This is a genomic window from Roseinatronobacter sp., from assembly GCF_051859525.1.
In the GTDB taxonomy this organism is placed as follows: domain Bacteria; phylum Pseudomonadota; class Alphaproteobacteria; order Rhodobacterales; family Rhodobacteraceae; genus Roseinatronobacter.
The window spans coordinates 202,834-219,694 of record NZ_JBHYFM010000002.1; the positions used below are offsets into that span (position 1 = coordinate 202,834).

Below are 16,861 nucleotides of genomic sequence, written 5' to 3' on the forward strand. Positions count from 1 at the left end.
CCTAGCCCTTTCCTGTGCGGCGGCGATAGATGATGTCGATCAGCACGGCCAGAACCAGCACGCTGCCCACAACGATGTTTTGCAGCGGTGCATCAACACCGACCATTGCCATGCCCGATTGCAGTGACTGCATGATCAGCGCGCCAAGGATGGCCCCGTAAATCGTGCCAATGCCGCCCGCCAGTGCGGTGCCGCCAATCACGGCAGCGGCGATCACGCGCAATTCGTCCAGTGTGCCGATGTCGTTGGAATGGTTGGTCAGCCGCGCCGAGGCCACGACCGCGGAAATCGCACAAAGCGCACCCATGATGGCAAACACCTTGACCGTCAGCATGCGCGTATTGATGCCCGACAATTCAGCCGCTTGCGGGTTGCCCCCGGTGGCAAAGATATAGCGCCCCAATGCCGTGCGCCGTGCGATGACGGTCATGACCACCGCGACGACAATCAGCAACAGCACCGAAATCGGCAGGCCATAGGCGGCGGTGAACCCCTCGGGCATGGTTTCCCCCCGCGCGGCGAAATCACGTTGCAGCCGTGCAGCCGGCACCTGATAGGAATTCAACACCGCGATCAGGCCCAGAATGGCCCCTGCAATAACTGCGCCAAGGGCAATTTCCGCCCAAAGCGGCTTTACCGGAAACTCATGGCGCAGTTTGTCGCGCCGTTTCGCCCAAAGTGCGGCCAGCGCGGCCAATGTGGCGACAATGCCCACCACCCATGACCAGAATTCGCCCATCGTGCCGTTAATGCCCCCGAACATCTGGAATGTCTGGTCCAGCGGGCCGATGGTCTGCCCGTTGGTCAGGTACCACGCGGTATTGCGCCAGACCAGCAGGCCGCCCAGCGTGACAATGAAGGCAGGTATCAGCAGATACCCCGTCAACCACCCCTGAAATGCGCCAATCAGTCCGCCCGTCAGAATGCCCGCCGCGATCGCCAGCCACGGAATAAGCGGGTGCCCCAGTGGCAGTCCCAACAGTTGCGGTAGCCACGCGGTTTGCATCATCGCCATGACCGCCGAACAGGTTGCCAGCAGCGCCCCTACCGACAAATCAATGTGGCGTGTGACAATCACGAACACCATGCCAGTGGCCATGATGGCCACGCTGACGGTCTGGATGGTCAGGTTGAATATGTTGCGCGGCGTCAGAAAACGCCCGTCGGTCAGGACATTGAAGACAATGGCCACCAGAATAAAGGCGCCAATCATGCCCAGCAGGCGGGTGTCCAGTTCCAACGCGTCAATCAGACTTTTCTTATTGGCGCTTTGCCCGCCGGATTGTGTGCGGTTGGGGGTGTCGGGGGTACTCATGGGGGAATGTCCTGAATGTCGTGGCCATGCGCAATGCACAGGCGAAGGACCAATAGGGCGCGCGGGCGCGGCTATCGAGAGTGGGGCGGCAGATATGCCGCCCCGTGCCGGTTTTCGTGGCGATTACCTTAGTTACAAGGCGCAGGTCCGCCGCTGACGCCCTGACACAGGGCTTCAAGGCTGATCCAGCCCGCATCGACAACCAGCGACAGGTTGTCGGCAGTCACCGGAACGGGTTCAAGGAACATGGACACCATTTCGGTCCCTGCGGGCGAGGTCCACATTTCAGCACCTTCAATATCAGTCATCGCAGTGCCTGCGGCCAGTTCAACAGCGATTTCTGCCGCAGCACGACCCAGATCGCGCGCATCCTTCCAAACCGAAACAGTTTGCGTGCCCTGCGCGATGCGGTTCAGCGCCGCGTGGTCGCCATCCTGCCCCGATACGGGAATGCCGTCCATGCCTTGCGCCGTCAGTGCCGCAACAACGCCACCGGCAGTACCGTCATTAGAGGCCACGACCGCATCGACATTGTTGTCCTGTGCCGTCAGAATCTGTTCCATGTTGCGCTGTGCATTCGCGGGCAGCCATGCATCGGTATAGGCTTCGCCAACGATGGTAATGTCGCCTGCGTCAATCGCGGCTTGCAGGACTTCCTGCTGGCCACCGCGCAGGAAATCTGCGTTCGGGTCGGTGGGCGAACCTTTGATCATGACGTAATTGCCGCTTGGTGCCTGCTCCAGCACCGCGCGCGCCTGCATGCGCCCCACTTCGACATTGTCGAAGGTCAGATAGAATGCGCGGTCATCCTCGATCAGGCGGTCATAGGCAACAACGGGGATACCTTCATCGGCAGCGGCCTGAACAGCCGGGCCAATAGCGGCCGCGTCCTGCGCCAGCACGATCAGGGCATTGGCGCCCTGCGCCAGCAAGCTTTCGATATCCGACAACTGCTTGGACGAGGATGATTGCGCATCCGCGGAAATATAGGTGGCGCCCGCAGCGTCCAATGCCGCGCGAATCGCGGCCTCATCCGTCTGCCAACGCTCTTCCTGGAAGTTGGACCAGCTGACACCGACAGTCAGCGACTGGGCCAGTGCGGATGTGCTGAAACCAAGGGTTGCGACGATTGCCGCAGTCATAATTTTTTTCATGCGTTCCTCCCTGAACAAATCACGGCACGCAACATCAGGGCGCGTCCGGACGTCGAAATAATGGCCGTATATTTTTCGCCTGTCAAATAAAATCAGGTGATTTGCGTCAGGATTCCTGACTATTTCCCGCATATTTTTGAATTTCTCCCGCTTTTTCCAGATGCCTTTCGCCATATTCGGTGTTATTAATTTATCCTGTGAAGTTATTGCTGCGCTGGGGAGGGCAAAGTATGACGCCGCATCTTGTCGGGACAATCGCATCTGATGCGGAAGATCAGGGTGGTTGCGGGCCGGTTCTGGCCAATATTGCGCCCGTGCCACGCCCGCTGCGTCAAACGCTGTTCGACTACACGCGCGCCCATGGGAAAACCAGCCGCGCCGATATGGTGCGCGCCCTTGGTGTCAGCGCGGCGTCCATCAGCGCAGTCACCGCCGAACTGATTGCCGAAGGGTTCCTGCGCGAAACCACCCCCGCGCCTGTGCCCGACCCCGACCAACCGCGCACAGGGCGTGGCCGCCCGCCCGTGGAACTGGAAGTGGTGGCCGAAGCCTATCATGTTGTCGGCATGAAGCTGGGTGACCAGCGCCACACGGCCGTTCTAAGTGATTTTGCCGGTCGCAGGATCGCCGAAGCCAATGTGCCCACCCGCCCGAACCGCAAAAGCCCCGCCATACTGGTGGCCGAAGCGCGCGCGCTTATGGACAAACTGCTGTCGTCCCAAGGCATGGCTCTGCGCGATATCGACTCTATCGGCGTGGGTATGGCGGGCATGGTGGAACACGCGACAGGCAATGTCCCATGGTCGCCCATGCTGGATTCGCCCGGAACCGCCCTGAGCACGCAGTTTCAGGACGCGTTCGGTGTGCCCACATATCTGGACAATGACGCCAATTTGCTGACGTTGGCCGAATTGTGGTTCGGGGGCGGGCGCCGGAAATCGGATTTTGCGGTTGTCACCATTGAACATGGGGTCGGGATGGGGCTGGTGCTGTTCAACCAGCTTTATCGGGGTGCGCGCGGGGTAGGGCTGGAACTCGGGCATACCAAGGTGCAACTGGACGGGGCTTTGTGCCGCTGCGGCAAACGCGGCTGTCTGGAAGCCTATGTCGCCGATTACGCCCTTGCGCGCGAAGCGGCCACGGCGCTGGACCAGCATGCCAGCCTGTCCGAAAGCCCGCTTGCCCTGCTGGAAGACCTGTTTTCCGAAGCACGCCGCGGCAATGAGGCGGCGTTGTCCATTTTCCGGCGTGCGGGGCGGTATCTGGCGCTTGGGCTGTCAAATGTCGTGCAGATGTTTGACCCCGAAGTGGTTATTCTGTCCGGCGGGCGCATGCAATATGACTACCTGTACGCCCGCGAGGTGATGGCCGAGATGCAGGCCATGACGCTGATTGGTGCCCGCCCGCCTGCCCGCGTCGAGATTCACGCATGGGGTGATCTGGTCTGGGCGCAAGGGGCGGTTGCATTGGCCTTGGGGGCCTTGACTGAGAACCTGCTGGGCGGTGCTGCCACGCGCGGCAGTGCTGCATGAAGGGCGCGCTTTTGGCGGCCTTTGTCATGGCCACACCCGCCCTGTCACAGACACCGCAATTCGCGGACCTGAGCGACGCCATCCCCGAACACCATTATAGCGGCGGGTGGGAACATTTTGTGGGCGGCGGTGTGGCGGCCTTTGATTGCAGTGGGAACGGGCTGCCCGATCTGTTTCTGGCGGGCGGCGAAGGGCCTGCCCTGTTATTGCGTAACACGGGCGGCATGGTGTTCGCACCGCAGGACACCGGCCTACAGGGTGTGACGGGGGCCTATCCGCTGGATATTGACGGCGATGGCGTACTGGATCTGTTCGTCTTGCGGGTCGGGCCGAATGTGGTGCTGCGCGGGCTTGGGGATTGCCAGTTTGAAGATGCGACCGACGCGCTGGGCATTGATGCAGGCGCGGGCTGGTCCACCGCGTTCAGCGCATGGTGGGATGCAGGCGCGGACCGGCCCAGTATGTTTGTCGGCAATTATGTGGACCGTGACGACCCCACAGGCCCCTTCTTTGCCTGTGATGACAACCAGATATTGCGCCCCGATGGAACGGGCTGGACATCCGCTGCATTCGGTCCGGGGTTCTGCCCGCTTTCTGCCCTGGCCGCACGCGATGCCCGCGACCGCATGACGCTGCGCCTGTCCAATGACAGGCACTATTATGTGCGCGGCGGATATGAACAGATGTGGGACATAGAAGACGGGCGGTTTCTGGGGGCCGCAGATGGCTGGCCGGACCTGATGCTGTGGGGCATGGGCATTGCAAGCCGCGATATAACGGGCAACGGGTTGGCGGATGTATACCTGACATCGATGGCCGACCAGATGCTGCAACTGGCCCAACCGGATGGCACCTACCGCGCCGCCCCCTTCAGTCTGGGCCACACCGCACACCGCCCGTTTGCCGGCGATGACGGGCGCCCGTCAACGGGCTGGCATGCGCAATGGGGCGATGTGACCAACAACACGCGCGCGGACTTGTTCGTGGCCAAGGGCAATGTGGACCAGATGCCCGATCTGGCCATGGCCGACCCCAACAACCTGCTGCTGCAAGGGCCGGATGGCACATTTACGGAAGCTGCGCATCTGGCGGGGCTGGCAGATCCGGCACGCTCACGCGGGGGGGCGCTGGTTGATCTGGACGGCGACGGGCGGCTTGATCTTGTGGTTATTAACCGCCGCGCACCCGCGCGGTTGTATCGCAATGTCACTGACGGGGTTGGCAACTGGCTGGCGGTTGATTTGCGGCAGGACGGCGCGAACCGCTTCGCCATTGGTGCCCGCGTGACGGTGGACACAGCAACGGGCCGCCAATGGCAGGATGTCACAATCGGCGGCGGGCATGCAGGCGGGCAACTGGTGCCGCTGCATTTCGGGCTGGGGGAGGCTGTGGTCGCGGATGTGCACATCATCTGGCCCGACGGGCACGAGAGCCGGCACAGCGTTGACACGGTCAATCAGGTGCTGACATTGCGGCCCGAGTAGCGCTGGGTCTTGTCAGACGGTCCTTAAGGGGGGCTGATACTGGAGTGAAACGCACGTTGGGAACTTTCCAAGGCGCGGAATCGAGGGCGCAGCCCGCCGCGCTATCGGTGGGCCGTCCCGCGGCCTGCCGATTTGGCTGATGAGCTTCCCGCCTTGAAAGCCGGAGTATGCCGCTGGCATAAAGTGAACTTCTATCACGCCGGATCGGCAGACCCCGGCCCACCGATAGCGCGGGCTTAATCCAAGTGCGAATGACCACAACAGCCCCCCGCATCACGGATTGGGCACATCCAGCCCGCTGGGCACGAAAGGCGGCACGCCCAGCCGCCCAGCCAGTGCCTGCGCATCGCTAAGACTGTCCAGAAAGGCCACGATATCGGCAATGTCGTCATCACTCAGCGCGATGGGCGGGGTTTGCACGGCATCCGCGATGGCCCCCAGTTCAGCGGGGTCATCCATGATCTGCCAGTCATCTACGGGCAAATCCGGCAAGATAACCTGCGCGCGGTCATAGCGGGGCAAGGCCGCCACAGGGTCGGCATGATCGCGGATGAAACCCGCAAGCGTCGCATGCGACCCCGCATGCCCATAGGGCGCCGTATGCGCCACATTGCGCAAGGACGGCGTGCGGAATGCGAACGCATCCTCATCACGCCCTGTCACGCGCATGCGTCCGGTGTCGCGGCGGTGCGATTCAAACCGCGCGGCCTTGCCCGGTCCCAGTTGCGGCACGCCGCGCGCATGAAACCCGTGATCCGTCTGGAACGGGCCGGAATGGCAACTGGCGCAAGTCGCGCTGCCATAAAACAGCCCCATCCCGCGCGCGGCATCATCGGCCAGATCGCCCTGACCGCGCAGATAGGCGTCAAAGGGACTGGTATCGGACCGGAATTCGACCGCCACAAACGCCGCAATCGCATCGGATATATGGGTAAATGCAATATCATCGGGGGCAGAAATACCCTCATGCGTGGCAATGAACCGTTCGGCATAGTCTGGAATGTCACGCACCCGCTGCGCAATAAGATCCCACGCACCACCTGCGCCGGTAATGCGACCCTGACGCACGGCCTGCGCGATCTCGTTCTCGCTGTAATGCCCTGCCATCTCATCGGGGCTAAGCACCGGAAACATGTTCTGCGCCGACAATAGCGAGGCAAACCCCGCCATCATGTCCCCTTCAAGGGGCGTGCGCAGGCCGCTGTCGCGGTTCGGGTCAACCTCGATGCGGCCATCATGGAACATACGGGTGAATTCATGCGCACCAAGGTTCCACAGCGCAGGCGAATTGCGGGGAATTCGCTGTTCGGGCATATTGTCCGGATCGGCCACGCGCGCGGGACCAAGGCCCCTGCCCCCGTCGCCCAACCCCAGCGACACCCCGTCAGATGTGCCGAAGGCGGGGTGGTGGCATGTGGCGCAGGCCACTTCACGGTTGCCCGACAGGATGGGGTCATAGAATAAATGCCAGCCCAGCCGCACCAGTTCGGGCGGATGGCTGGCAAAATCAGCGTCACTTACCGCCGCCGGCAAGGGCAAGTCTGCCAGTGCGCTGCCGCAGCCCAGCCCCGCCACGGCCACCAGTCCCGAAACGACCCTGCGCATTCTGCCCCCCATCCCCGTTGGTGCCGCACACAATGGCGCATCAACGGGGGCGGCGGCAAGGGGCAACGCGATCACCCTTGCGGGACAACCTGTGTCCATGCCCCGTCTGCCTGTGACGACCGTAAACAGGCATCAATGAAACGCATGCCCGACAGCCCGTCCGCAATTCCCGGCAAAACACCACCGGCAGCGGTGTCGCCCGCAGCATGGGCGCGAATGGCGTCGGCGGCTTCGCGGTAAAGCGTGGCAAACCCTTCCAGATAGCCTTCGGGGTGGCCTGCGGGGGTGCGCGTTGTGGCAAGACCCGCATCCGTGGCCCCCGCGCCTGCGCGCGTCAGTATCTGTGTGGGCTGGCCGAAGCGGGTGAATGTCATCTGGTTGGGGTTTTCCTGCGCCCAGTCCAGCCCGCCCTTGTCTCCATGAATGCGCAGCCGCAGCGCGTTTTCATTGCCAACGGCCACTTGCGATGCCCAAAGCATGCCCTTCGCCCCGCTGGCATAACGCAGCATCACATGGGCGTTGTCATCCACCGCACGCCCGTCCACAAAACTGGACAGATCGGCGGCCAGTGCGTCTGGCGTCTGGCCGGTGACGAACTCGGCCAGTTGCCACGCATGGGTGCCGATGTCGCCAATCGCCCCACCCGCGCCGGAACGTGCAGGATCAGTGCGCCATTCGGCCTGTTTGCCGGTTGCCGACTCAGTCAGCCAGTCCTGCACATATTCGACATGCACCAGCCGCAAACGCCCTAGTTCCCCGCGCGCCACCATATCGCGGGCCTGCCGGATCAGCGGATAGCCCGAATAATTATGTGTCAGCACAAACAGCTTGCCCGATTGTGCAAGCGCCTGTTCCAGTTCCAGCGCATCTTCCAGTCTGGACGCCAGCGGCTTGTCGCAAATCACATGGATACCCGCACGCAAAAAGGCCAGCGCGGCGGGGACATGCATATGATTGGGCGTGACGATTGCAACTGCGTCAATGCCATCCTCGCGCGCGGATTCCGCCTGCGCCATCTGCGCGAAGCTGTCATAGCTGCGATCCGGCGCAATACCCAAGGCCTGCGCGGACGCATGCGCGCGCGCAGGGTCCGATGACAGCGCGCCCGCGACCAGATCCCATTGCCCGTCAATGCGCGATGCAATGCGGTGAACGCCCCCAATGAACGCGCCTTCGCCGCCGCCCACCATGCCCAGTTTCAAACGCGCACTCATTGGTTGATCCCCAGCATGGCGCGGATTTGCGCGATATCGGTTTTTGCCCCTGCAAAATCATCGAATGCCTTGTCGGTGACATCAATAATATGCTGCGCGATAAAGGGTGCCCCTTCGGCAGCACCCTGTTCGGGGGATTTCAGGCAGCATTCCCATTCCAGCACGGCCCAGCTGTCGTAATCATATTGCGCCAGTTTGGAAAAGATCGCGGCGAAATCGACCTGCCCATCGCCAAGGCTGCGGAAACGGCCTGCGCGGTTCAGCCATGGCTGATAGCCGGAATAGACGCCTTGTCGTCCGTCAGGGTTGAATTCCGCATCCTTGACATGAAATGCGCAGATGCGGTCGTGATACAGATCGATGAACGCCAGATAATCCATTTGCTGCAACAGGAAATGTGACGGGTCATAGTTGATGCGCGCGCGGGTGTGGCCGTCCAGCGCGTCAAGGAACATTTCCCATGTGGCCCCGTCGAATACATCTTCGCCAGGGTGGATTTCATAGCCGATATCCACGCCCTGTTCGTCATAGACATCAAGGATCGGACGCCAGCGTCGGGCCAGTTCGGAAAACGCCTCTTCAATCAGGCCGGCGGGGCGCTGTGGCCACGGGTACAGGAACGGAAACGCCAGCGATCCGGTAAAACTGACGGATGTATCCAGTCCCAGATGGCGGCTTGCGCGCGCGGCTTTCTTGACCTGATCGACGGCCCATTCCTGCCGTGCTGCTGGCTTGCCATGCAGCGCTGCGGGGGCAAACCCGTCAAATGCGGCATCAAAGACGGGGTTCACCGCCACAAGCTGGCCTTGCAAATGCGTGGATAGTTCAGTGATTTCCACGCCTGCCTCGGCGCAGATTCCGGCGATTTCATCGCAGTAATCCTTGCTGTCGGCAGCGCGGTCCAGATCGAACAGATGCGGGACAAATGTCGGGATCTGCACGCCTTTGTAGCCCAGTGATGCAGCCCATCTGGTGATGTTTTCCAATGAATTGAACGGCGCGTCCTCGCCTGCGAATTGCGCCAGAAACAGCGCGGGGCCTTTGATCTTTGTGGGCATGATCTTTCCTCGTCTTTCGTGATGTGTCCAAAGGGCCGCAATCGGGGCCGCTATGCTTCGGGGATGTAGTCGAAACTGCGATACAGCGCCGGTTGCGCGCGTCCGGTGATGTCAAATGCGGCCATACCGACAAAGGCACCGGTGAAAGAGCCATGCTCCCCGCGTCCGCCTTCGTCGGAAATGACGGATGCATCCAGCGCAGGCCCAAGGGCCACCCAGTCGCCACCCTGATGCCAGTAGAATTGCTGCACCGCGCGGCTGACCTTGACCGCCAGCCACACAGGCCCATCCTTCAACGCCACCGGATCGCAGGGCCAGTGCAGCGCGCCATCGGGCCAGTCACCGGCGCAGGACATGATTGTCAGACACCGGCCCAGTTCTTCGTCCCATGTCACGGCGGCGAAATGGAACTTGCTGCGATTGTAGTAGGTGACCAGCCCCGCCGCCTGCTGGTAGGTATCGGGCGCAAATTCGGCCAGTTCGGTTTCTGCGCGGTATTGCAGGTGTTCCTGCCTGCGCGCGACAAGCGATTGTTCAAACCAGCTGCCAATGCTTTCGCGGGCGTGCAGGCACAGCCCATCGCCGGTCAGGGTGAACAGGCGTTCCGGCTGCGGGCTGCGCAGCCACTGGAATTCCGGCGGCAGGTCCGGTTCGTCAAACCTGCGGTGTATCGCGGCCGCAGGCCTTGGGTCCACATCGACAGGGGCGGGCACATCCAGCGCGGGCACCGGCCCGCCATGCGCCAGATACAACCAGCCATCATCGGCCCAGATACATTTCTGAATCGCGGTTTCACGCCCCAAGGGGGAAAACCGCCCCGGCAACGGACGCGAGCATAGATGCGTGTGATACACGTCGCCCTGCGGGGTTTCCACGATCTGGCCATGGCCTGCGCGTTGCAAGGGCGCATCGGGGTGGTCCTTGGACGTGATCAGATGCGTGTCGGGGTGCAATTCATACGGGCCGTCAATTTGCGTGGCCCGCGCCATTGTGACCGCATGGCCATAGCCTGTGCCCCCTTCGGCGGTGGTCAGGTAATAATAGCCCCCCCGCTTGAACAGATGCGGCCCTTCGACCAGCCCCAACGCGCTGCCCGGAAAAATGTTGCGCACCGGACCTGTCAGCCCGTGTTCGGAGTGCCATTCCTGCAACAGGATTCCGTCGAAGGCGGGGCTTTTGGGCTGCCCGCCAACGGACCGGCCACGATGGTTCCATTGCATGTTCACAAACCATTTGCGCCCGTCATCATCATGGAACAGCGACGGGTCAAACCCTGATGAATTCACATAGATCGGGTCCGACCACGGCCCCGAAATGTCGGGTGCCGTGACGATGTAGTTATGTGCGTCCTTGAAATTGCCGTCCAGTCGTTTGACATCGGTATAGACCAGCCAGAACAGCCCGTCCGCATAGGACAGGCAGGGCGCCCAGATGCCACAACTGTCGGGATTGCCGCGCATGTCCAACTGGCTGGCGCGCGTCAATGGCCTGCACGCCAGATCCCAGTTCACCAGATCGGTGGAATGATGGATCTGCACACCGGGGAACCATTCAAAGGTCGATGTGGCGATGAAGTAATCATCGCCCACGCGGCAAATCGACGGATCGGGGTTGAAACCGGGCAGAATAGGGTTGCGGATCATGGGGTTGCGTCCTTGTCCAGTTCTGATGATTGCGCCCAAAGGTTGATGTTCTCCTCATCGGCCCAGCGGTCAATCTGCGCCAGTTCCGCATCGGTAAAGTCCAGATTGCCCACCGCACCCGCGCAATCCACCACCTGCGACGGGCTGGAGGCCCCGATCAGCGCGGTGGTAATGCCGCCACCGCGCAGCACCCATGCGATGGCCATTTGCGCCAGTGTCTGGCCACGGGTGGCTGCAATGTCGTTCAGCTTGCGGATATTTTCGATCGCGCGTTCACTGATCATGCCAGTGGCCAGCGATTTGCCCTGACTGGCGCGGCTGCCTTCGGGAATGCCGTTCAGGTATTTGGTGGTCAGCATGCCTTGTGCAAGGGGTGTGAACGCGATGGATCCGATACCCAGATCCTGCAATGTGGTTTTCAACCCGTCGCGTTCCACCCAGCGGTTCAGCATGTTGTAGCTTGGCTGGTGGATCACGCAAGGCGTGCCCAGATCCTTCAGAATGGCCACCGCCTGACGGGTGCGTTCGGAATTATAGCTGGATATGCCCGCATAAAGCGCGCGCCCCGAGCGCACGATGTAATCCAGCGCGCCCATGGTTTCTTCCAGTGGCGTGTCGGGATCAAAACGATGGGAATAGAAAATATCCACATACTCCAGCCCCATACGTTTCAACGACGCATCGCAGGATGATACCAGATATTTGCGGCTGCCCCATTCGCCATAAGGCCCCGGCCACATACGGTAGCCTGCCTTGGTGGAAATCACCAACTCATCCCGGTAGGGCGCGAAATCCGTGCGCAGGATTTCCCCGAAGGCGGATTCCGCAGCCCCCGAACGCGGGCCATAATTGTTGGCCAGATCGAAATGCGTGATGCCATGGTCAAATGCTGTCTGGCAAATGCTGCGTTTCACCTCATGCGGGGTGTCATCGCCGAAATTGTGCCACAGCCCCAGTGACACAGCCGGCAGCATCAACCCGGACGCGCCGCAGCGGCGGTATTGCATCCGCGTATAGCGGTCGTCATTGGCGCAATACACACTCATGCCAGCAACGCCTGCGCACCTTCGGGCGACAGGGCCTCGGGGCGGTCGCACGTGGTGGTGATGTCCAGAACCTGCCCGGCCTCGGCCGCGTTCAGGATTGCCGTCATCACATCCACCACATGCAACGAGAATTCCAGCGAACACCGATGCGCGCGCCCCTCCACAATGCCCAGCGCCATATCCGCCAGCCCTGCGGCGCGGTAATTGGCATTTGCGCCGTCATTGGCGCGCCCGAACGGGTGGTCCCATGCCACCCCTGCCGATGTGAACACGGCCTTGGACGTCATGCGCACCTCGCCGCCGAAGAAATTGGGATCGGGCACATGCAGCGTGCCATCCGCGCCATAAAGTTCCATTGGCGCATGCCCGTGCTGCCACACGTCCCAACTGGCGCAATAGGTGACCTGCGCGCCTGAGTGGAACTGCAAGATTGCATGGATGGTGGTCGGCGTTTCCACGGCAATCTTCTCGCCATGGCGGGGCTGGGACGTGATGGTGCGTTCGGCCTGCGCGCTCATGCTCATGGCGGTCACACGCGCGACTGGACCCAGAAGCTGCACAAGGTTGGAAATATAATATGGCCCAAGATCCAGGATCGGCCCGCCGCCGGGCTTGAAGAAGAAATCCGGATTGGGGTGCCACATTTCCATGCCGGGGCTTTGCACGAAACAGGTGCCGGAACTGACCTTGCCCACGCGCCCCGAATCCACCAGATGGCGTGCCAGTTGATGTGCGCCGCCCATGAATGTGTCGGGCGCAGAGCCTACGCGCAGGCCCTTCTGCGCGGCTTTTTCCGCCAGTTTCTGCCCTTCTTCCAGTGACAGGACGAACGGCTTTTCGGAATAGACATGTTTTCCCGCGTCCAGAATTTGCATGGACACGTCGAAATGTGCGGCAGGCACGGTCAGGTTTACGATGATATCAATATCATCTGCCGCCAGAAGCCCGTCAACGGTTTCGGCACGCAGGCCGAATTCGGCAGCGCGCGCCTTGGCTGCATCTGCATTCAGATCGGCGCAGGCCCGCATTTCAATGCCGCGAAACAGCGGCGCAAGGCGCATATACGCGGCCGAGATGTTGCCGCAGCCCAAAACGCCGATACCCAGTGTTTTTGTCATGCTTTGCCCCTTAGAATTGGCGGAAATTTGTGATCGAACGGCGCGCGAAACGGTCCAGATCATTGGGGTTGTCATGTTCCATCACGAACAGACTGACACCTGCGTTGCGCAATGCAGCCATGATGGCAGGCCAGTCCATGGTGCCATGGCCCACATCGGCCCAGCCGTCCTCGTCCTCGCATTGCCCGTCGGGGGCGATGTCCTTGACATGGGCGGCGGTGATGCGCGCCCCGTGTTTGGCGATCCAGTCCAGCGGGTCCCCGCCGCCGCGCACAATCCATGCAATATCGGCTTCCCATTCCATGGATGGTGCCCCGTCCAGCAGCAGCGCCATGGGAATTTCACCGCTGTCCAGTGGCATGAATTCCCAATGATGGTTATGCCAGCCAAAACGCAGGCCCGCATTCTGCACACGTTTGGCCGCCGTGTCCAGCCGGGCCGCCAGATCGCGCCATGCCTGCGCATCAACGCCGCTGCGATAGGCGTCGTCGGGGGCGGGGCAATATAGCTGCTGAACACCCAGCGCCTTGGCATTGGCGATAGTCTTGTCGAACTGGTCCTCGAAACTGGCCAGCGGGAAGAAATGCGCGGACGGCATGCTTAGCCCGCGCGCATCAAGCGCCGCGCGGAAGGCAGGCGCATCATCATAGACGCCGCCAAATCCTTCGACTTGCGTGTAGCCCAGCGCCGCAAGCTGGTCCAACACCCCGTCCCACGGGGTGAAATTGCGCGCGGAATAAAGCTGGAATGAAACATCCATTGTGTTTTCCTTCTTGGATTTGTGTTTGAAATGCTACAGGCGCATTTCACTTTTCTTGTCGAACATGGACAGGCGCGCAGGGTCAAACCCGATTGGCACCGTGTCGCCAATGTCCACTTTGGCCTGTCCGTCCATCCGGAACCGCAAGTCCTGCTGACCAACCTTGGCCCAGACCTGCGTATCCGACCCCATAGGTTCGACCATGTCGACATACGCATCCAGATGCACCGGTTGCGATTGTGCCATCGTGCCGGAATGCACATGTTCCGGACGCAGCCCCAGCCAGACGCGGCCGGATGTGGGGCCATTGCCGAATTCATAGCCCTGGACCGCGAACGCCATGCCGCGGCCAGTGTCAAACTGCAATGACCCCGCGTCCAGATCCCCCTCGATCAGGTTCATCGCGGGCGAGCCTATGAACCCTGCCACATATTTGTTCACGGGCCGGTTGTAGATTTCCGCGGGCGGGGCAAGCTGCATGATCTGCCCGCCCTTCATAATCGCAATGCGGTCGGCCAGCGTCATTGCCTCGACCTGATCATGGGTCACATAGATCATGGTGTTTTTCAATGTATGGTGCAGGCGCTTGATCTCGACCCGCAAATCGGCGCGCAGTTTCGCATCCAGATTGGACAACGGTTCGTCAAACAAAAACACATCCACATCCCGCACCAGCGCCCGCCCGATGGCGACACGCTGGCGCTGTCCGCCCGACAGCGCGCCGGGCTTGCGTTTCAGCAGGGGTTCGATCTGCAACACCTCGGCGGCGCGCGCGATGCGTTTGGCGATTTCGTCCTTGGGCACGCGGGCGTTTTTCAGTCCAAAGGCCAGATTCCCCTCGACCGTCATTTGCGGATACAGCGCATAGCTTTGGAACACCATGCCAATGCCGCGTTTCGACGGTTCTTCCCATGTCACGTTATGGCCCTGAATGTGGATTTCCCCGTCGGTCACATCCAGCAGCCCCGCGATGCAGTTCAGCAGCGTGGACTTGCCGCAACCGGACGATCCCAGCAACACCAGAAACTCCCCCTGCCCCACCTGAAGGTTCAGATCTTCCAGCACAGTGACAGCGCCAAAGGCAAGTTTCAGGTCCTTGATTTCGATAGAATGTTTCATGTCATTAACCCTTGACTGCGCCGGCTGCGATGCCGCGAACGAATAACCTGCCCGAGAAGAAATAGACTGCCAGCGGCACCAGCCCCGTCAGCAGCGTTGCCGCCATGTTGACGTTATATTCCTTCACCCCCTGCACCGAATTGACGATGTTGTTCAGCTGCACCGTCATCGGGTAGTTTTCGGGCCGCGTGTAGACCACGCCGAACAGGAAGTCGTTCCAGATGCCGGTCACCTGAATAATGCCCGACACCACGAAAATCGGCAGCGACATGGGGATCACGATGCGAAAGAAAATACCCCAGAAGCCGGCACCATCAACACGCGCGGCCTTGAACAGTTCTTCCGGCAGGGCGACGAAATAGTTACGGAACAACAGCACGTTGATTGGCATGGCGAAAACTGTATGCACCAGCACCAGCCCCCATAGCGACCCGAACAGCCCCAGTTCGCGCAAGATGATGACCAATGGATACAGCAGCACCTGATAGGGAATAAACGCGCCCAGCAACAGGATGCCGAAAAACACTTCCGACCCTTTGAACCGCCAGCAGGCCAGCACATACCCCGTCAGCGCCGCAACCGATACCGACAGGATCAGCGACGGGATCAGGATGCGAATGGAGTTCCAGAACCCGCGTGACAACCCGTCACAGTTAATGCCGGTACAGGCCTGTGACCATGCCTTGACCCAAGGCTGGAACGTGATTTCGACCGGTGCCGAGAAGATATTGCCGACACGGATTTCGGCCATATCCTTCAATGATGTGACAATCATCACATAAAGGGGCAGCAGGTAATACAGGCTAAAGACGATAAGGGCGCCATACAGCATGATATTGCGCGGTGAAAATACCTTCTTGGGCTTCGCGCCACGAGGGGTAACAGCGGTCATTGGCGCTTCTCCCGATATTGCATATAGGCCCAGGGGATCAGGATTATCGCGACAGTGACCAACATCATGGTCGATGCGGCGAAACCCTGTCCCAGATTCTGGCGGGTGAACAGCGTGTCATAGACGTATTTCGCGGGCACCTCTGACGCGATGCCCGGCCCGCCCGATGTCATGGCGACGACCAGATCATACAGTTTCACAATCCCGCTGGTAACCAGAACCAGCGCCGTCACGAAAACGGGTTTCATCATGGGAATGATCACGACGATATAGGTTTTCCAGACCGGAATCCCGTCCACGCGGGTGGCTTTCCAGATGTCTTCGTCGATGCCGCGCAAGCCTGCCAGCATGATGACCATAATCAGCCCCGTTCCCTGCCATAGCCCCGCAATCAGCAAACCGAAGATCACCAGATCGGGGTTATACAACGGGTCGAAGTTGAAATTGGTAAAGCCCATTCCGCGAATGATCGACTGAATGCCGAATTCGGGGTTCAATATCCATTGCCAGGCCAGACCTGTCACAATGAAGGACAATGCGAAAGGATACAGGAAGATCGTGCGGAACGTATCCTCAAAGCGGATCTTGCGATCAAGCAGCGCCGCCAGAAGGAACCCCAGACACATTGTCAGAACCAGCGAAACAATGCCGTATATGGCAAGGTTTTCGATGGAGACCAACCATCTGCGGGTGTTCCACAGGCGTTCATACTGGTCAAATCCAACCCAGTTCAGCCGTGGCAGCAGGCGCGAGTCGGTGAAGGAATGCACAACCGTCCAGATTGTGCCCCCCACGAAAACCCCAAGGCCCACAAGCACCATTGGAATGGCCGCAAGCTTGGATGAAAGATTGCGCAGCAGGCGGATTGGCGGGCGTACGCCATCACGAGCGCGTCTTGCGCTTGACATCTTGATCCTCCGG

The 16,861-nt window shown here is 60.7% G+C and carries 14 protein-coding genes; 2 read left to right on the forward strand and 12 right to left on the reverse strand.

Going from position 1 to position 16,861, the window contains the following annotated elements; genetic code table 11:
- Position 1 precedes the first annotated feature (1 nt).
- Both ACTIE1_RS03905 and xylF read right to left on the reverse strand, forming a co-directional pair.
- Positions 2-1,315, reverse strand: a complete 1,314-nt coding sequence (locus tag ACTIE1_RS03905; protein WP_439561778.1) for a sugar ABC transporter permease — start codon at positions 1,313-1,315, stop codon at positions 2-4.
- 128 nt (positions 1,316-1,443) lie between these two features.
- Positions 1,444-2,469, reverse strand: a complete 1,026-nt coding sequence (xylF, locus tag ACTIE1_RS03910; protein ID WP_439561779.1) for a D-xylose ABC transporter substrate-binding protein — start codon at positions 2,467-2,469, stop codon at positions 1,444-1,446.
- 230 nt (positions 2,470-2,699) lie between these two features.
- Here xylF and ACTIE1_RS03915 point away from each other — a divergent pair, with 230 nt between their 5' ends.
- Both ACTIE1_RS03915 and ACTIE1_RS03920 read left to right on the forward strand, forming a co-directional pair.
- The gene (locus tag ACTIE1_RS03915) at positions 2,700-4,001 is read left to right on the forward strand and encodes an ROK family protein (RefSeq protein WP_439561780.1); all 1,302 of its coding nucleotides are present in this window, start codon (positions 2,700-2,702) and stop codon (positions 3,999-4,001) included.
- Entirely contained in the window at positions 3,998-5,485 is a 1,488-nt protein-coding gene (locus ACTIE1_RS03920) for a CRTAC1 family protein (RefSeq protein WP_439561781.1), read from the forward strand. The genes ACTIE1_RS03915 and ACTIE1_RS03920 overlap by 4 nt, the downstream gene beginning before the upstream one ends.
- 273 nt (positions 5,486-5,758) lie before the next feature.
- Here ACTIE1_RS03920 and ACTIE1_RS03925 read toward each other — a convergent pair whose 3' ends face one another.
- The 10 genes from ACTIE1_RS03925 to ACTIE1_RS03970 form a co-directional block, all read right to left on the reverse strand.
- Positions 5,759-7,090, reverse strand: coding sequence for a cytochrome-c peroxidase (locus ACTIE1_RS03925; RefSeq protein ID WP_439561782.1), 1,332 nt, complete (start codon positions 7,088-7,090; stop codon positions 5,759-5,761).
- Between the two features lie 71 nt (positions 7,091-7,161).
- On the reverse strand, positions 7,162-8,304 hold the full coding sequence (locus ACTIE1_RS03930; RefSeq protein ID WP_439561783.1) for a Gfo/Idh/MocA family protein: 1,143 nt from the start codon (positions 8,302-8,304) through the stop codon (positions 7,162-7,164).
- Positions 8,301-9,362, reverse strand: coding sequence for a sugar phosphate isomerase/epimerase family protein (locus ACTIE1_RS03935; RefSeq protein WP_439561784.1), 1,062 nt, complete (start codon positions 9,360-9,362; stop codon positions 8,301-8,303). Before ACTIE1_RS03935 ends, ACTIE1_RS03930 begins: the two co-directional genes overlap by 4 nt.
- A 50-nt stretch (positions 9,363-9,412) precedes the next feature.
- The gene (locus tag ACTIE1_RS03940) at positions 9,413-11,005 is read right to left on the reverse strand and encodes a glycoside hydrolase family 43 protein (protein WP_439561785.1); all 1,593 of its coding nucleotides are present in this window, start codon (positions 11,003-11,005) and stop codon (positions 9,413-9,415) included.
- The gene (gene mgrA / locus ACTIE1_RS03945; RefSeq protein WP_439561786.1) at positions 11,002-12,051 is read right to left on the reverse strand and encodes an L-glyceraldehyde 3-phosphate reductase; all 1,050 of its coding nucleotides are present in this window, start codon (positions 12,049-12,051) and stop codon (positions 11,002-11,004) included. The genes ACTIE1_RS03940 and mgrA overlap by 4 nt, the downstream gene beginning before the upstream one ends.
- Positions 12,048-13,169 (reverse strand): Gfo/Idh/MocA family protein, encoded by a 1,122-nt coding sequence (locus tag ACTIE1_RS03950; RefSeq protein WP_439561787.1) that lies wholly within the window; start codon positions 13,167-13,169, stop codon positions 12,048-12,050. The genes mgrA and ACTIE1_RS03950 overlap by 4 nt, the downstream gene beginning before the upstream one ends.
- A gap of 10 nt (positions 13,170-13,179) precedes the next feature.
- A complete protein-coding gene (locus tag ACTIE1_RS03955) occupies positions 13,180-13,929 on the reverse strand; it encodes a sugar phosphate isomerase/epimerase family protein (RefSeq protein WP_439561788.1) in 750 nt (249 codons plus the stop codon).
- A gap of 33 nt (positions 13,930-13,962) precedes the next feature.
- Positions 13,963-15,048 carry an ABC transporter ATP-binding protein gene (locus ACTIE1_RS03960; protein ID WP_439561789.1) on the reverse strand — a complete coding sequence of 362 codons (1,086 nt, stop codon included), beginning with the start codon at positions 15,046-15,048 and terminating at the stop codon, positions 13,963-13,965.
- Positions 15,049-15,052: 4 nt separating this feature from the next.
- Complete coding sequence (locus ACTIE1_RS03965; protein WP_439561790.1) at positions 15,053-15,940, reverse strand: carbohydrate ABC transporter permease; 888 nt, start codon at positions 15,938-15,940, stop codon at positions 15,053-15,055.
- The gene (locus ACTIE1_RS03970; protein ID WP_439561791.1) at positions 15,937-16,848 is read right to left on the reverse strand and encodes a carbohydrate ABC transporter permease; all 912 of its coding nucleotides are present in this window, start codon (positions 16,846-16,848) and stop codon (positions 15,937-15,939) included. Before ACTIE1_RS03970 ends, ACTIE1_RS03965 begins: the two co-directional genes overlap by 4 nt.
- Positions 16,849-16,861 lie beyond the last annotated feature (13 nt).

Excerpts from the sequence above, each read along its gene's own strand:
- ACTIE1_RS03905 (WP_439561778.1), bottom strand. The coding sequence starts at position 1,315 with ATGAGTACCCCCGACACCCCCAACCGCACACAATCCGGCGGGCAAAGC.
- xylF (WP_439561779.1), bottom strand. The coding sequence starts at position 2,469 with ATGAAAAAAATTATGACTGCGGCAATCGTCGCAACCCTTGGTTTCAGC.
- ACTIE1_RS03915 (WP_439561780.1), top strand. The coding sequence starts at position 2,700 with ATGACGCCGCATCTTGTCGGGACAATCGCATCTGATGCGGAAGATCAG.
- ACTIE1_RS03920 (WP_439561781.1), top strand. The coding sequence starts at position 3,998 with ATGAAGGGCGCGCTTTTGGCGGCCTTTGTCATGGCCACACCCGCCCTG.
- ACTIE1_RS03925 (WP_439561782.1), bottom strand. The coding sequence starts at position 7,090 with ATGCGCAGGGTCGTTTCGGGACTGGTGGCCGTGGCGGGGCTGGGCTGC.
- ACTIE1_RS03930 (WP_439561783.1), bottom strand. The coding sequence starts at position 8,304 with ATGAGTGCGCGTTTGAAACTGGGCATGGTGGGCGGCGGCGAAGGCGCG.
- ACTIE1_RS03935 (WP_439561784.1), bottom strand. The coding sequence starts at position 9,362 with ATGCCCACAAAGATCAAAGGCCCCGCGCTGTTTCTGGCGCAATTCGCA.
- ACTIE1_RS03940 (WP_439561785.1), bottom strand. The coding sequence starts at position 11,005 with ATGATCCGCAACCCTATTCTGCCCGGTTTCAACCCCGATCCGTCGATT.
- mgrA (WP_439561786.1), bottom strand. The coding sequence starts at position 12,051 with ATGAGTGTGTATTGCGCCAATGACGACCGCTATACGCGGATGCAATAC.
- ACTIE1_RS03950 (WP_439561787.1), bottom strand. The coding sequence starts at position 13,169 with ATGACAAAAACACTGGGTATCGGCGTTTTGGGCTGCGGCAACATCTCG.
- ACTIE1_RS03955 (WP_439561788.1), bottom strand. The coding sequence starts at position 13,929 with ATGGATGTTTCATTCCAGCTTTATTCCGCGCGCAATTTCACCCCGTGG.
- ACTIE1_RS03960 (WP_439561789.1), bottom strand. The coding sequence starts at position 15,048 with ATGAAACATTCTATCGAAATCAAGGACCTGAAACTTGCCTTTGGCGCT.
- ACTIE1_RS03965 (WP_439561790.1), bottom strand. The coding sequence starts at position 15,940 with ATGACCGCTGTTACCCCTCGTGGCGCGAAGCCCAAGAAGGTATTTTCA.
- ACTIE1_RS03970 (WP_439561791.1), bottom strand. The coding sequence starts at position 16,848 with ATGTCAAGCGCAAGACGCGCTCGTGATGGCGTACGCCCGCCAATCCGC.